The 15142-nt window shown below is 43.6% G+C and carries 12 protein-coding genes; 8 read left to right on the top strand and 4 right to left on the bottom strand.

What is annotated here, in order from left to right:
- Position 1: 1 nt before the first annotated feature.
- The 3 genes from porA to NWE95_12200 are packed head-to-tail and all read left to right on the top strand — an operon-like array spanning position 2 to position 3031.
- Positions 2–1234, top strand: coding sequence for a pyruvate ferredoxin oxidoreductase (porA, locus tag NWE95_12210; GenBank protein ID MCW4004664.1), 1233 nt, complete (start codon positions 2–4; stop codon positions 1232–1234).
- Positions 1234–2211 carry a thiamine pyrophosphate-dependent enzyme gene (locus tag NWE95_12205; protein ID MCW4004663.1) on the top strand — a complete coding sequence of 326 codons (978 nt, stop codon included), beginning with the start codon at positions 1234–1236 and terminating at the stop codon, positions 2209–2211. The genes porA and NWE95_12205 overlap by 1 nt, the downstream gene beginning before the upstream one ends.
- Before the next feature lie 49 nt (positions 2212–2260).
- Positions 2261–3031, top strand: a complete 771-nt coding sequence (locus tag NWE95_12200) for a GNAT family N-acetyltransferase (protein ID MCW4004662.1) — start codon at positions 2261–2263, stop codon at positions 3029–3031.
- 228 nt (positions 3032–3259) lie between these two features.
- On the opposite strand, the gene NWE95_12195 is transcribed toward NWE95_12200, so the two are convergent.
- From NWE95_12195 to NWE95_12185, 3 genes are all read right to left on the bottom strand, one after another.
- The gene (locus NWE95_12195) at positions 3260–3388 is read right to left on the bottom strand and encodes a hypothetical protein (GenBank protein MCW4004661.1); all 129 of its coding nucleotides are present in this window, start codon (positions 3386–3388) and stop codon (positions 3260–3262) included.
- Between the two features lie 153 nt (positions 3389–3541).
- A complete protein-coding gene (gene dinB / locus NWE95_12190; protein ID MCW4004660.1) occupies positions 3542–4627 on the bottom strand; it encodes a DNA polymerase IV in 1086 nt (361 codons plus the stop codon).
- 2 nt (positions 4628–4629) lie between these two features.
- Positions 4630–5517 (bottom strand): radical SAM protein, encoded by an 888-nt coding sequence (locus NWE95_12185; GenBank protein MCW4004659.1) that lies wholly within the window; start codon positions 5515–5517, stop codon positions 4630–4632.
- 431 nt (positions 5518–5948) lie between these two features.
- Here NWE95_12185 and NWE95_12180 point away from each other — a divergent pair, with 431 nt between their 5' ends.
- A complete protein-coding gene (locus tag NWE95_12180) occupies positions 5949–6305 on the top strand; it encodes a DUF3795 domain-containing protein (GenBank protein ID MCW4004658.1) in 357 nt (118 codons plus the stop codon).
- A gap of 461 nt (positions 6306–6766) precedes the next feature.
- Here NWE95_12180 and NWE95_12175 read toward each other — a convergent pair whose 3' ends face one another.
- Positions 6767–9538 (bottom strand): cation-transporting P-type ATPase, encoded by a 2772-nt coding sequence (locus tag NWE95_12175; GenBank protein MCW4004657.1) that lies wholly within the window; start codon positions 9536–9538, stop codon positions 6767–6769.
- Positions 9539–10136: 598 nt separating this feature from the next.
- Here NWE95_12175 and NWE95_12170 point away from each other — a divergent pair.
- The 4 genes from NWE95_12170 to NWE95_12155 all read left to right on the top strand — a co-directional run bounded on the left by NWE95_12170 (position 10137) and on the right by NWE95_12155 (position 15013).
- A complete protein-coding gene (locus NWE95_12170) occupies positions 10137–12353 on the top strand; it encodes an elongation factor EF-2 (GenBank protein MCW4004656.1) in 2217 nt (738 codons plus the stop codon).
- 127 nt (positions 12354–12480) lie between these two features.
- The gene (locus NWE95_12165) at positions 12481–13068 is read left to right on the top strand and encodes a flavodoxin family protein (protein ID MCW4004655.1); all 588 of its coding nucleotides are present in this window, start codon (positions 12481–12483) and stop codon (positions 13066–13068) included.
- Between the two features lie 14 nt (positions 13069–13082).
- Positions 13083–13667 (top strand): archaeoflavoprotein AfpA, encoded by a 585-nt coding sequence (gene afpA / locus NWE95_12160; GenBank protein MCW4004654.1) that lies wholly within the window; start codon positions 13083–13085, stop codon positions 13665–13667.
- A 305-nt stretch (positions 13668–13972) separates the two neighbouring features.
- Positions 13973–15013: a site-2 protease family protein gene (locus NWE95_12155; protein ID MCW4004653.1), complete on the top strand. Its 1041-nt coding sequence runs from the start codon at positions 13973–13975 to the stop codon at positions 15011–15013.
- The last annotated feature ends 129 nt before the right edge of the window (positions 15014–15142 follow it).

The following is a 15142-nucleotide window of genomic DNA, read 5'->3' as shown; positions in this document are numbered from 1 at the left end:
AATGACACAACAAGTTAAACAACAAACATTGGCTTTAAACGGTGACGAAGCTGTTGCTTACGCAGTTAAACAGTGCGACGTTGACGTGGTCGCTGCTTACCCAATTACACCACAAACAATCATGGTTGAAAAATTCAGTGAGTACGTAGCAAACGGTGAAGTTAACACAGAGTTCGTCTGCACAGAATCTGAACATAGCGCTATAACGGCTTGTTTAGCGGCTTCCGTAACTGGAGCAAGAGCCTTCACCGCAAGTGCTTCTGCAGGATTAGCGTTGATGCATGAGATTCTTTTTGTGACTTCTGGCTCTCGAGCGCCAGTTGTGATGGCAATTGCTAACAGGGCTTTATCTTCGCCGTTAAACATTCATGGCGACCACTCTGACAGCATGGCTGAACGTGACAGCGGGTGGATTCAAATCTATGTGGAAAACGCTCAAGAAGCATATGACACCCTTATTCAAGCCTTTAAAATTGCAGAGGATGTTGGCGTTTCGCTGCCGATTATGGTTGGTTTAGACGGTTTCACGTTAAGCCACTCGCTGGAAAATGTTAACGTGCTTCCTGACGAAATTGTCAAAGCGTTTGTTGGTGAGAGGCAGCTTCCAATGGTGCTTACGCATGAAGGCAAAACTGTACCGTTCAAGCTTGACCCAGATAATCCAATGACCATGGGGCCCATTGCTTTTCAAAATTATTATTTCGAGTTCAAGCGGCAACAGGAAGAGGGAATGAAAAACGCTCTAAAATGCATCCAAGAAGTCAACAGTAGCTACGCAAGCATCAGCGGCCGAAGCTACGGTAATGGTTTAATTGATGCTTACAAACTTGATGACGCCGAGGTTGGTGTGGTTTGTGTTGGCTCAACAGCTGGAACATTAAAAGTCATCGTCGACGAGTTAAGGCAAGAGGGCATTAAAGCTGGGCTTCTACGGTTAAGGACATTTAGGCCATTACCTGTCGAAGAGTTACAAAACGCGCTCAAGAACGCTAAGGCGATTGCTGTTATGGATAAAAGCATGAGTTTTGGCGGTTTCGGAGGCGCAGTTTTCCATGAAGTACGTCATGCGCTGTATGGGTTGCAGACTCATCCACCAATCGTGAACTACATTTACGGTTTAGGTGGCAGGGATTCAAGACCATCTGAACTTAGAAGCATATATGAAGATCTAATACGTATTGCAAAGACTGGGCAGGTTGAGAATATGATTAATTATTTAGGATTGAGGGAGTAATGGAGGCAGACTCAATGGCAACAATACAGGAATGGAAGTTCACAGCCAAAGATATCGCTTTAAAACCAGACCTGTTCCTTTCAGGTCACAGAGCATGTGCAGGTTGCGGTCCAGCATCAGCGCTAAGGCTCATTATGAAGGCGACACGTGGACCGACGATTGTGACTCAGGCAACGGGTTGCATGGAAGTTGTTTCGTCAATTTATCCGTATACGTCATGGGCAGTGCCGTGGTTGCATACTGCTTTTGAGAATGCCGCTGCGAATGCTGCAGGTATTGATGCTGCTTTGAAGGCGATGCGGAGAAAAGGTAAAGTGAAGCAGGAGCACATCGATGTTATCGCTATTGCTGGTGACGGCGGAACTTATGATATCGGTTTGCAGGCGCTGTCTGGTGCAGTTGAGCGCGGCCATGATTTCTTGTTTGTACTCTACGACAATGAAGGCTACATGAATACTGGCATACAGCGAAGCGGTGGCACGCCGACTGGTGCAGCTACAACAACAAGCCCTGCAGGGAAGGTTCTTCCCGGTAAACTGGAGAAGAAGAAGCCGATTACGGAGATTATGCTGGCGCATGACATGGAGTACGTGGCTACTGCAACACCTTACTACTGGAAGGACATGCTGACAAAAGTTCGTAAGGGTCTAGAAGTTGAGGGTCCAGCATTTCTGCACTTGTTTGCTCCGTGTCCAAGAGGTTGGCGCAGTGAACCTGACAAAACTATGGCTTATTCAAAGTTGGCGGTTGAGACTTGTGTGTTTCCGCTTTGGGAGGCAGTTAATGGCAAGAGGCAATTGTCAACGCCAAGTAAGCTGATTGCTTTGGCGCCTCAAAAGAAAAAGCCTGTTACAGATTATCTTGCTGGTCAAGGCAGGTTTAGGCATTTGTTTACGCCGCAGAACAAGAGTTTGCTTGACGAGATTCAACGCGAAACTGATAGGCTTTGGATACGGCTTTTGCAGAAATGTGAATAAGCCTAAACCTTTTTCTTTACACTCTGCTTTTTAGCTCTAAGTGGTTCGAATGAGAGCAGTGGTGCTTACGAAAGATTTAGAAGACGTGTTTTGGAATGTAGTTACAAAGGATTTTTTCGACTATTATTTTTTTATTTATGATTGGTTGCTCCAGAGAGATAAAACTAAGGTTTTAATAGCATTTGAGGAAGATGCCCTTTTGGGGTTAATGTTGATTTATGATGAAAGCGTTGTTCAGTTACGCGGTGAACCTGCGGCAGTTGAGTTTTTACTTCATAATCTGGTTTTAGAGAAGATTGTTGTGCAAGCACCCGAAAACTGTGAAAGTGTTGTTCTCAGGAAATTTCCGAATTTTACGCTTAAGGAAAAGATTCTTCTAATGAACGTTGCGAAGGGTGAAGAGCATCTTGACAGTGTGGTGAAGCCGGAAGTGCTGAGCAGTGCCGACGCTGAAGCGGTTGCTTTGCTTATGAATGAGTGTTATCCTGAAATGTGGAGTGATATTACCGTAAAAGATGTTGAGTGTAGACTGCCTTCTGAAGGTTCTCTGTGGCTTGGAATCCGACAGCAGGGCAAGCTGGTTTCTTTTGGGTACGCAATGTTAACTGCAAAGATTAGTCATGTAACATGGATTGCTACGCACCCGCAATGGCGCAATAAAGGTTATGCCACATCGATTGTATCAGCACTATTAGGAGAGTGCCTAAAAAAAGCACCAAGTGCTATAATCTACGTAGCGGAGAATAATTTAGCAGCAAAAACCGTCTACTTAAAAGTCGGCTTCAAACCTAACAAATCATACATTCTCATAAAAACATAGCATAAACTACTCATTAACCATGATAATTGATGGGCGAAACAAGTTTGTTGCTCTGCCAGCTACCCTATCCTCCTATTTAAAGCACCGATTGCCCAGCAGGCTTTTGGCGCTGGAAACCGCCAATACGACCTACCCCTCTATAGTTTCTGCAACGAGTTTCTAATAGGCTCCAAATATGCCTGAAAAATCCATCACACAAGCAACTTAAGTCTAAGCTGCGGAAGGATGTTAGATTCTGTTGATGTAGAGTGTTGGTTGGGCTTGTTCTTTTCGTTTTTTTGAAGGCGAAACCGAGACAGCCAATTGGGCCGTCATGTGCTGGTGTGTTTTTTGGTTTGCATTGTTTTTCTGTGACATGTTATTTGACCTCTTAAGAGTCCAACGAAGTCTCATTGTAGACTAATAAAGATTATGTATTTTTAGGATGCAATGTAATACGCTCAACAAGTAGACATTTGAAAAGTAGTTCTCTTTGTTAACGGTTGCGGGGTAGTCGGTAGCGTGGCGCAGTTAGGCTGTTGAGAAAAAGCTTGTTATTTGTTTTTGCTGTGGTTCTTCTTTGCTAAAACCTGCGACTCTTACGCCGACTCTGCGGATTTGAAGTGTCGTTTCGCTCAAAAATTTCTCGAGAAGCATTTTTGTGTTTCTCAGTATGGTTTCTTTGTCTTTGGCTGGTTGTTCAAGCGTTATTGACCTGCTCTTGCTGCTTAAATCTGTCATGACAACATAAATTGAAACTGTTTTGAAACTCAAGTTTTTGTCTGATACTTCTTTGAAAATGTCCTCTGTTAACTCAGCGGTTTTCTGCAAAATAAACGCTAAGTCACGTGTGTCCTGTTTTAAGGTGCCGATTCGACTTATGGATTCTGCTTCACCCTGCTCTTGTACAGGTTCGTTGTCTATAGCGTTTGCTGCATTGTGAAAGTAGATACCTAGTGCCTTGCCGAAAACTTCGATGAGCACTTGGCAGTCGTATTTTGCTAAGTCGCCGATAGTTTTTATGCCCATCTGCTCCATGCGTGCAGTAGTTTTTTTGCCTACCCCCAAAAGTCGGTCAACCGAGAGTGGAGCAAGAAAAGCTTGAGCTTCTTCAGGCTTCACTATTGTTAAACCGTCGGGTTTCTGAGCGTCGCAGGCTATTTTTGCTATGAGTTTGTTTGGTCCAACGCCGATTGTGAACGTTATGCCGACTTTCGTTTTGACATCGGCTTTTATCTTCTGGGCGTAATCTTTTGCTTTTTCGAAGCTACCCTCGACTTGTTCTGTAACGTCTAAGTATGCCTCGTCAACGCTGACTTGCTCAACGCTTGTGGCGTAAGTACGAAAAATATCCATGATACGGTTGCTTACTTGGTTGTAGTACTCATGGTCAACGCGGAAGAAAACCGCATCTGTGCCTTCGAGTTTACGCTTCGCCAAGAACAGTGGCATGCCTGACTTGACCGCGTATTTACGTGCAATGTAGTTGCTTGTGCTTACGGCTCCGCTGTCTTCAGTGCGTCCTGAGTAAACGCCCACGACCACTGGCTTATCTCTGATGGCTGGGTTACGGAGTTCTTCGCATTGCGCAAAGAAGTAATCAAAATCTGCCAGCATAATCACGCGAGTCTGCGTTGTTTAGCCTCCTTATCGTTTGGCATGAGCCATGAGCCGTCGCATGCCGCCGTGTTTAGCTGATTTAAGCCTTCTCTGCAAACGCCAAACTGCATTCCGTTCGCCAAAGCCAAATCCCGTATGCTTTTGAGGAGTTTGTATCGAAACTCTTTGGGCAGTAACGTGCTTCCACCAACGCGCTCGCCTTGCTGAAAATAGAGCGGCTTGAGCTTCTCTACTGTTTGGGGCAGGGTTTTGGTTAGGCGCATCCAGTTGTCTGGTTTAGCCTTGTAAGTTGAGCATGTTAAGTGTTTGACGCCTATGCTTGCTAGTTCTGAAATGAGCTTTTGTGGTTCATCGTTTAACATGGGGATAATGGGGTCTATTCGAACTGAGACTGGGATGCCTGTTTTGATTAGGTCTTGGGCAGCTCTTATGCGCTGAGAAGGCAGAGGTGCAAACGGCTCAATCTGCCTTGCTAAGCTATCGTCATCTGTAGTTATGGTTAACGCAACCGTGACGGGCACCTTGCTGAGCAGGTCGTCGTCTCGGGTTACAATGTTGCTTTTGGTTATGATTTGGATTTTGCAGTTGCTCTCTGTGAGGATTTCAAGGCAGCGTCGTGTTAAACCAGCAGACGCTTCTGTTCGCGGATAAGGATCAGAGGAGTTGGCTATCGAGATGGTCTCTCCCTTGAGCTTGGCGGCTTCCTTCTTTAGTGAAACTAACAGGTCTTTTTTGGGTCTGCAATCCTTAAAGTTTGGGATGTAGCTGGATGCATAGCAGTAGGCACATTGATGGTCGCATCCTGTGTAAGGGTTAAACGTTAGTTTGGGTGGGCATGTGCAGAGGCCTGAACGCCATGGATCAAAGCTTGAAATCAACGGCACCATGTTTCACTAAACTGTAATATGCGGTGTAAACAGACAAAAAGTATTCGCTTTCATCTAAAATTTTTAGTCAAGAAAGTTTTACTAACTCTTAGTCAAGAAACCTTGACAAAAACGCTTTTACATCAAAAAAGTGAAGGATTTTTCAGAAGAAAGTGGGCAGTATGGCAACAAACCATTATGTAATAACTCACAGACTCCTTCTGCGAGTCCAAAAAAAAGGGCAGGCTAAATGCCTAATATGCCACAAACCCATTCTCGAAGGACAACGAGTTGCAACCAGAAAAAGCACCGCAATTAGACACGAAGAATGCTACGAGCGGTCTTTCATTTAAAATGCGGCACCAACTTTCACAGAAAGCACAACGCATCACTTGTAACCAACCAACACCTGACTGTAAAGAATATAACTCTGAGAACTCAAAAGAAGCATTGTGACAATTATAGAGATTGGGTGCTGTGGTGCATACTGCAAGACCTGCAGACAATGGCAAAAAGACAGGTACCCAAACGAGCGATACTGCCATGGTTGCAAGTTAGGCTACGATACCGGTGGACGAGACCTAAACAAGGCAAAATGCCAAATCAAGCTCTGCTGTTTTAGGGACAAAAAACTCCAAACATGCGCCGACTGCCCAGATTACCCATGCAAAATTCTGACAACTTTCTGGAACAAGGACGGGACAAAATACAAGCAGTACAAAAAACAGCTTGAATTCATCAGGCAAAACGGCTACGAAGAATACCTAAAAAGAGCAGACAAATGGAAAGGGGCACGCGGAAAACTTTAAGCAATATTGAACCACAAGATGCTTCTGCCTTTAATAGATGGAAGAGCCATCAGAACAAGCAAACTTGTTTTTGTTAATTGTTTAAAAAATGACAGCTGAGAGGTCAAGCCGTGTGCTGAATAGTTAAGGCGTTAGAAAAGTTAGGTGGGCGACGCCTTTTTTGGTATTCAGCAGCTTGACCTGCTCAACGGTGTTGGCTATCCCTTGCATTCCTACCAACAGCTAACCGTTCAGAAAATATAAAATAATGTGGTAACACTAGTGAAACAACAAATGCATATTCTAAAACAATCTTGACCCTTTATGGGCACTCATACGGTGCTCTCGTAGCTTCTCAGGGGTTGTAAATTCAGCCTTGCAGATTGGGCACTTAAAAGTCTCATACATCATATACCCCCAACATTTGCATTCATCATTATTAATTCTTTCCTAGAAAAAACCCGAAGCTCAGCATTAACGCTCTAAGTGTGGTCATGCCTACTCAAGTCTTCAACAGTTTTGCTAAATCTTCGACTGAAAAACTTGCGAATCTCCTCAGCAAAAATCACTATTAAGGCAAGTGAAAGCAAGAATGCCCAGTCTGAAAGATTAAGTGCGGTTGTTCCAAAGAACTCCTGCATTAGGGGAACATAAATTAAGAAAGCCAAAATTGAAAGCTGAGCTATAATGCCAAAGATAATCCACTTATTCTTTGCAAGGCTTGTCTTGAAAATCGACTGCTTGCTGGTTCTGCTGGCTAAAACATTTCCTGCTTGAGCAACCACAATTCCAGCAAACGTCAACGTAACCCCCTTAATGTACACAGGGTCATTTGGCGCTAAATTCATACCCCAATGCCAACCACCCGCCATCCAAGCACTCAAGCATCCATACATTGCACCCACAGCTATGATTACACCGATGAAGAGAGAACGCAAGAAAACCTTACCCGTGAACAACCGTTCTTTGAGACTTCTCGGCGGTTCCTGCATGATTCCCGCTTCAGGCGGCTCACGGCTGAGAGCTAAACTTGGGATAACGTCAATGGCAAGGTCAATGGCTAAAATCTGCACCACCAGCAACGGCAATGGGATGCCCAACACAGCATATAGCACGTATGGAATCAATTCTGCCCAGTTATGCGAAAACACGTAAACAATGAATTTGCGGATATTCTCGTAGATTGCTCTGCCAGACTCAACTGCTTTAACAATGGACGCAAAGCTATCGTTGAGCAAAACTATATCTGCCGCTTCACGGGCAACGTCGGTTCCAGAAGCACCCATGGCAACGCCAATGTCCGCTTCCTTAAGCGAAGGAGCATCATTTGCGCCATCACCTGTAACCGCAACCACTTCACCGCTTGCCTTTAGAACCTTGACGATACGGAGCTTTTGCTCAGGAGAAACACGTGCAAAAATTACGTTACCTTTCTTAACTTGATCAATGATTCCTTGATCACTTAACTCTTCTAAATCAACACCGCGAACAACTTGGCAACATGAACCTTCAACAATACCTACTTCCTGAGCAATAACTTGCGCTGTTGGTCCGTAATCGCCTGTAATGATGACCGTTTTGATTCCAGCTTGCTTTGCCTTAGCAACTGCACTCTTTACCTCTTCTCTTGGGGGATCACGCATCGCTGCTAAACCCACAAAAATCAGATCTTTCTCTACTTCTACACCTTTCTTGTACTTGCCTTTGGGCATTTTCTTGAAAGCTACGGCAATAACACGCAAACCTTCGTCAGCAAAATCGCGGATTTTCGACTCAATCGAGGCCATATTTGCCTCATCTAATGTTTCGATTTTGCCATCCACAAGCACTCTGTTGCAAACGTCGAGAGTATTTCGCGGAGCGCCTTTAGTGTAAACATAAAAGTCGCCATTCACTTTATGAACAGTAGTCATACGCTTTCGCTCAAAACTAAACGGCAAAATATCCACAATGGGTTTCCTAGCCAATTCATTCTCGATGTTTAAACCATACTTTAAAGCAGCAACCAGTAAAGCACCATCAGTAGGATCACCAATAACACTCCAATGCTTGTTTCTATCGGAAGGTGGATCAATCTTTGCACCGTTACAGAGCGCAGCAATCTCCAAAAGTTGCTCAAGCGAAGCTGTTTCTGCTGCACGCAACGATTTACCTTGTAGGGTAAAATCGCCTTCAGGATTATAACCCAATCCTGAGACTTCGATTACACGGTCTTTGACCCATAATTTGTTAACAGTCATCTCACCCTTAGTTATGGTACCTGTTTTGTCCGTGCAAATCACAGTTACACTGCCCAAAGTCTGCACAGCTGACAACCGTTTGACCAAAACGTTTTGCTTGACCATTTTGAGCACATTAATGGCTAGAGCGCTTGAAACTGTAACCTGTAAGCCCTCTGGGACACAGCACACCATAACACCGATCATGAAAAATATGCTTGTTCCTAGAGGAATGTGCAAGAAAAGAAAACTAGCAATGAAAAAGACTACCCCAACGACAAGGGCGATAAAAAAGTCGAACTTTGCCATCAACCCGATTTCCTTTTGCAGAGGGCTTTCCTCTTCTTGGATTGTTTGAGTTAAGCTAGCAATTCTTCCAAACTGGGTATCCATGCCAGTAGCGTAAGCAACAACTTTACCCTTACCTTTCGCCACACTGGTGCTCATGAAAACCAAGTTAGGCGAATACAGGTACGCTTTTTCAACTGTTTCCACCGTGTCAGCAAATCTTGGCTGAGGCTCAGACTCGCCAGTCAAAGGAACATTATTAGTCCACAAATCAAAAGCTTCAATTAACCGCGCATCGGCTGGAACCCGATCACCTTCCTCCAAAAGGATTATGTCTCCGGGAACAATTTCTCGAACAGAAATCCTCTTTAGTTCCCCGTCACGCATGACTTTGGCGTATTCAGGCATCCAGCTTTTCAGGGTTGCCATGGCTTTTTCTGCACGTGACTCCTGAAACATACTGACGAAAATGTTAACGAAAACTACTCCGAGAATAATTATGCCAAGTGACGGATTATCGGGTGTACTTATAAAAGATAATACAGCCGCTACGAGTAGCAGAATACCAAATAAATCTCTAAGATGCCTAAAAAACTTCTTAACAAAGGGAATTTGTCTCTTCTCAGAAAGCCTGTTGTAGCCGTATTTTTTTAGGCGAAGTTTAGCTTCTTGGCTTGTTAAACCTTCTTCAGATGTTTTTAGGTCAGCGAAAACCTCATTAATCGGCCTAGAAGCAGCTTTCTCCAAACTTTACCCTGCCATGATTAACTGTAGAACGTGTTTATGATCGCCCACAACGATAGAAGAACAAGAGTATTTTTAAGTAATCGTTCAAAGAATGCCGTGAACGGGCGGAAATGGATTGAAACACCATTGCATCCTCATGGTTTAGTATACTCTTTATTTGAGTTATTTTTTGCTTAATATTGCTGGCTGAATTTAAAGTAATCGGAAACGAAGCAATTTTTAGCCTTAAAAAACCACCAGCTACGCCTGTTTTACATGAATTTGCTACGCTTCTCATTGGGTGCCCTCCGTTGCCGCCTAAACAAAATGAGTACTTTTATTCTTTTTTGCAAACCATATTTTACCTAACTTGCAAAGCGTAGTAGCCACCGCTTAGTCGGCAGTGGAGAATTTAACTGATAAAAAGGCAATCCAGCCTTTCAGCAATTAGGCTATCTTAGCCCCAATTGTTTTGATGGTTTAATCCATAAAGTTAATAGGTCACAAACTCAATTTCCCTGTAGCTTACCAGTTTAGTGAGATTAAAAGTAATGGTTCCAACATTTAAAAAACAAATCTTTCAAGCTGTAAAATTAACCAAGTTGGAGAATGCATAATCATGGCACGTTATAGACAAACAGAAGAAATCGTTAAACTGATGAACAACCCGCAAATCATACGCAACACAAGCATCATTGCGCATGTAGACCACGGAAAAACCACATTATCCGACAGTCTTCTAGCCGCTGCAGGCATCATCAGCACCCAAACCGCGGGTCAAAAACTGTTCCTTGACTCATGGGACCTAGAGCAGAAACGTCAAATGACTGTTTTCGCATCAAACGTCAGTCTAGTCCACACCTACGAGAACCAAGATTACTTAATCAACCTCATCGACACACCAGGACACATAGACTTTTCAGGTGCAGTTACAAGAAGTCTTAGAGCAGTAGACGGCGCACTCGTAGTCGTGGATGCCGTTGAGGGACCCATGACTCAGACAGAAACCGTTCTCATGCAGGCTCTGCGAGAACGTGTAAAGCCCATATTGTTCATCAATAAGGTTGACCGCTTAATCAAAGAAATCAAGTTAACGCCACAAGAAATACAAAAGAAATTCGCAAAGATTTTGTTGCGAGTCAACAGCCTAATCGAGAAATATGCACCTGCTGAACACAAACAAGATTGGCAAGTAAAAATTGAAGACAGCCGTGTAGCATTCGGTTCAGCCCTTCACAAATGGGGCTTAAACCTCAAACACATGAAGATGAAAAAAGTCACCTTCCAAGACATCATCGACGCATACACTGGTGACCCAGCAGATGTCGGTAGAAAAGTTGATGAACTGAGCAAAAAAGCACCCTTACCAGAACCAATTCTAGACATGTTCTGTGAACACCTACCAAATCCTGTGCAGGCTCAACCCTACAGGCAACCGCAGATTTGGCCCGGTGACCCAACCACACCAGTGGGTGTTGGCATGGCAAAAGTTGACCCTAACGCCCCATTGCTCATGTGCATTTCAACAATTGAAGTTGACCCCCATAGCGGAACAGTCGCTATTGGCAGAATTTTCAGCGGTGCAATCAGCAAAGGGAAAACTGTGCAGTTGGTCAGCAGTAAACAGAAAGGCACAATTCAGCAGGTGTTTATGAGTATGGCTACTGACCGAGTTATCATCGACCGTGTTCCAGCAGGCAACATCGGCGCAATCTCAGGTTTACCGTCTCTGCATGTCGGTGAAACCATAGCCGAAGACGGAATCGAAGTACACTCATTTGAAGGCCTAAGATACGTTTCTGACCCAGTCGTCACAGTTGCCGTCGAACCTGAAGACGTGAAAGATTTGCCATTGTTTGACAAAGTCATGCACAAACTCACCACCGAAGACCCTAACCTGCACTTTGTAATGAACAAGGAAAGCGGAGAATTCCTCCTCTCAGGCATGGGTGAACTTCACCTTGAAATTACCGCCTACCGCATGCAAGAAGCAGGCTTAAAGGTGAAACTCAGCAAGCCAATCGTAATTTACAGAGAAACCATAAGCCACGATTACCGTGGTCCAGCAATCATGGGTAAAAGCCCCAACAAACACAACAAACTCTGGATAACCATTGAGAAATTATCAGATGAGGTAATTGAAGCAATAAAATCTGAAAAAATCACTGACATGCAAAGTAAAGATGAGCGAACCAAAATCTTAAGAAGTTTAGGTTGGGCACCAGACGACGCCAAAGGTGCAGTAGCCGTTGAAGAAAGCAACATCTTGGTTAACCGCATTAAAGGAAGACAATACGTAGACGAAATCATTGACCACATAAAGACTGGGTTCCGCGAAGCTGTCCACACTTCACCGCTGGCAAAAGAACCCGCTTACGGCTTGAAAGTCAACCTCGAAGATATCACGCTTCACGAAGACCCAGTGCACAGAGGCCCAGCACAAGCTATCCCGATGACTTGGCGACCAATTTACTGTGCCATACTGCTTAGCAACCCGAAACTGCTTGAGCCGCTTTTGAGTTTTGAATGCAAAGTGCCAAGCGAATTCGTTAGCTCCGTAATTACACTGCTAAATAAGCGTCGCGGCAAAATCTTAGACATGCCCTCTGAAGAAGACATGATTACTGTTAAAGCTGAAATGCCAGTTTCAGAGAGCTTCGGCATCGCCGATGAACTTCGTAGCAGCACTCAAGGCAGAGCTTTCTGGGCTACACAATTTAGCCGTTGGGCACCAGTTCCAGAACAGATGCAGGCTGAAACCATAAAGAAGATTCGTGAACGAAGAGGATTACCTCCAGTTCCACCGAAGCCAGAAGAATACTTCGAGAACGAGTAAGCGGAACAACCGCTTTTCCCTCTATCTTTGTTTATAAAGAAATTCTCTAGTTCCTTAGACTCTTCTGTGCACAACTTTTCGGGGTAAGGCTTTAATGTCAATCAATAGTTACCTTTAGTTGAAGTTTATGATTGTAGGAATTTGCGGAAGCCCTCGCGAACAAGCAACCGAGTATGTTCTAAAAGAAGCCCTAAAAATGCTCAATGATAGGGGGTTAGAAACAAGATTTTGGACTATTCGGGGTAATTGGGTAGAGCCGTGTACACATTGCGATTTTTGCCTTACAAACAAAGAATGCGTTATCCAAGATGATTTGCAGGAGCTTTATGCCATGCTGGGCGAGGCAAAGGGCATAATCTTGGCTACGCCTGTTTATAACGGTGGTGTAAGTGCACAAATTAAAGCTGTGATGGATAGAATGCGTGCAGCGGTTGCTTCTGATAAGAATTTTTTTAGGGGCAAAATCGGCATGGGCATTGCTGTTGGCGGAGACAGGGCAGGTGGACAGGAATTTGCACTTATGCAAATCCACGCGTTTTTTATCATTAACGGGGTGATACCGGTAGGCGGCGGATTCTTCGGCGCAAATTTGGGTGCAACCTTCTGGTCTAAAGATACGCTGGAAGCAGTAAAATTGGACGAGGAAGGATTTAGAAGCTTACGGAAGACCGTCAAACGATTTGCTGATTTCCTTGAACGGTACGGCGAAAAATAATCCAGTGGGTAAACATGACTGAAAATAAAATAAAAAAACGAAAGGTTGCTTGGGGCATAACTGGTGCAGGCGACAAGATTGAAGAAATTCTTAACGTTATGCTTGATTTGAAACGCCAGTCAGAGAACCTTGTTGAAATAGAAGTTTTTGTTTCCAAAGCTGCGGATACAGTGCTAAAGTTCTACAGGCTTGAGGAAAAACTAAAACAGGGTTTCCCAAAAGTTATGGTTGAGGTGAATTCTAATTCGCCTTTTCTTGCCGCATGGATGCAGATGCGCAAGTACGAGTTTCTATTGATTGCTCCTGCAACATCCAACACCGTTGCAAAAATCGCCAACAGCATAAGCGACACGTTACTTACGAATGCGGCTATTATGAGTTTGAAGGCTTTCGTACCTGTTTACATCTTGCCGACAGACTATAAAGAAAGCACTGTTTACACGAAACTTCCGAACGGAAAAGAAATGAAGTTAAGAATACGCAAAGAAGAAGCAGACCTCGTGCGAAAGCTAGAACGTATGGAAGACATGCATGTATTGGAAAGCCCACAAAAACTGCGCGAAATCTTTGAAGAATGGCTAAAAACAATAAAAACCTGAGCACTGAAAACTATAACCTGTGATTTTCTATAGCCCCTTATTTATACTACAAATAGGCGCAGTTTTGTTGCTCTGAACTACCACGTCCCCTTACATAAAGCACCGATTCAAATCCTTTGGTGCGGTTTATCGCCAATACGATAGACCCCCTATAGTTTAAACATGGAACTCTGGAATCATATCCAGTTTTGGGCTAAACAACTGTTATATCTAGGTTTATATGCAATGCTATTTGGGGTATCGAAAATTTAAAAAAGTAAACCTCTCATCCTTTATGTATGAAGTATTCTTTTAAGATAGCTTCCGTGTGGGGGATTCCCATTGAACTGCACATAACTTTTGTTCTCTTGATAGCGGCAGTTTTTGTGTTGTCTTATCCACGGTTTTATCCGTTTTTTATGGTGCTATCCCTTTTTGTTTTTGTAGTTTTCCATGAACTTGCGCATTCTGTTGTAGCAAGACATTATGGGATTAGAGTTCGAAAAATAATTTTGTATCCGATTGGTGGGGTTTCAGAAATTGAGGAGTTGCCAGAGAGGCCGTCCCAAGAATGGCGTATGGCGATTGCTGGTCCTGTAATCAGTCTTCTTTTAGGTGCCACACTTCTCGGGGTTAACTTGTTGATTTCACCGCAAGCTTTCATTCAATCCATAACATCGTTGGCTTTTGCACAAAACTTCCTTTTCGACCTTGGTGTATTAAATTTGTTATTAGGCTTTTTCAATTTGATTCCAGCTTTTCCCATGGACGGCGGCAGAGTTTTCAGAGCAGTACTAGCTGAAAGAATGAATTATTCTGACGCTACAAGATATGCTGCTACTATAGGCAAAGTATTTGGCATAGGCATGGTTATTGCGGGTTTTCTTTTTCCAAACTACTTCTTACTTATTTTAGTTGGAATTTTTGTTTATATAGGAGCCAGCGAAGAAACAGAACAAACTATAATTTCCACGACTCTGGCAAGCGTCAGAGTCAAAGATGTTATGCAACCTGAGGTAGGTTCAGTTAACCCCGAACAAAGCCTCTCTGAATCCTTAGAAATAATGTTTAAAAATCGATACAATGATGTCTTGGTGATTAAAGACGGCATGCTAGAAGGCGTTATCTCATGGGACGAGTTGATGAAAGTTGAGCCCCAGCAACGAACCACCCTTAGAATTGAGCAAATGCCACTCAGAAAAGTATCAATTTTTGAGGATGAATCAATCCTTGAAGCAAACAAAATAATGGCAAAAGAAAAAATCCGCTTAATCCCAGTTGTTGATAGAGAGGCGCCGACAAGAGTGATTGGGGTTTTGACAAGCGAAGCTATAGCCGCCGCTTATGAAAAAGCGAGGAACCGTTAAAAACTGCGCCAATATTTAGAATCTGATGTATTGCTACACAATACTTTAATATGTTGCATGATGATTAGGGAATAGTCATACACAACTCCAAACTTGGAAGAGACCCACAGGCACAGTCGTGGCAAGCAA

The organism is Candidatus Bathyarchaeota archaeon, assembly GCA_026014725.1.
Lineage (GTDB): Archaea > Thermoproteota > Bathyarchaeia > Bathyarchaeales > Bathycorpusculaceae > Bathycorpusculum.
Note: the sequence above shows the minus strand (reverse complement) of the source record. Positions and strands in the feature narration are given on the sequence as shown.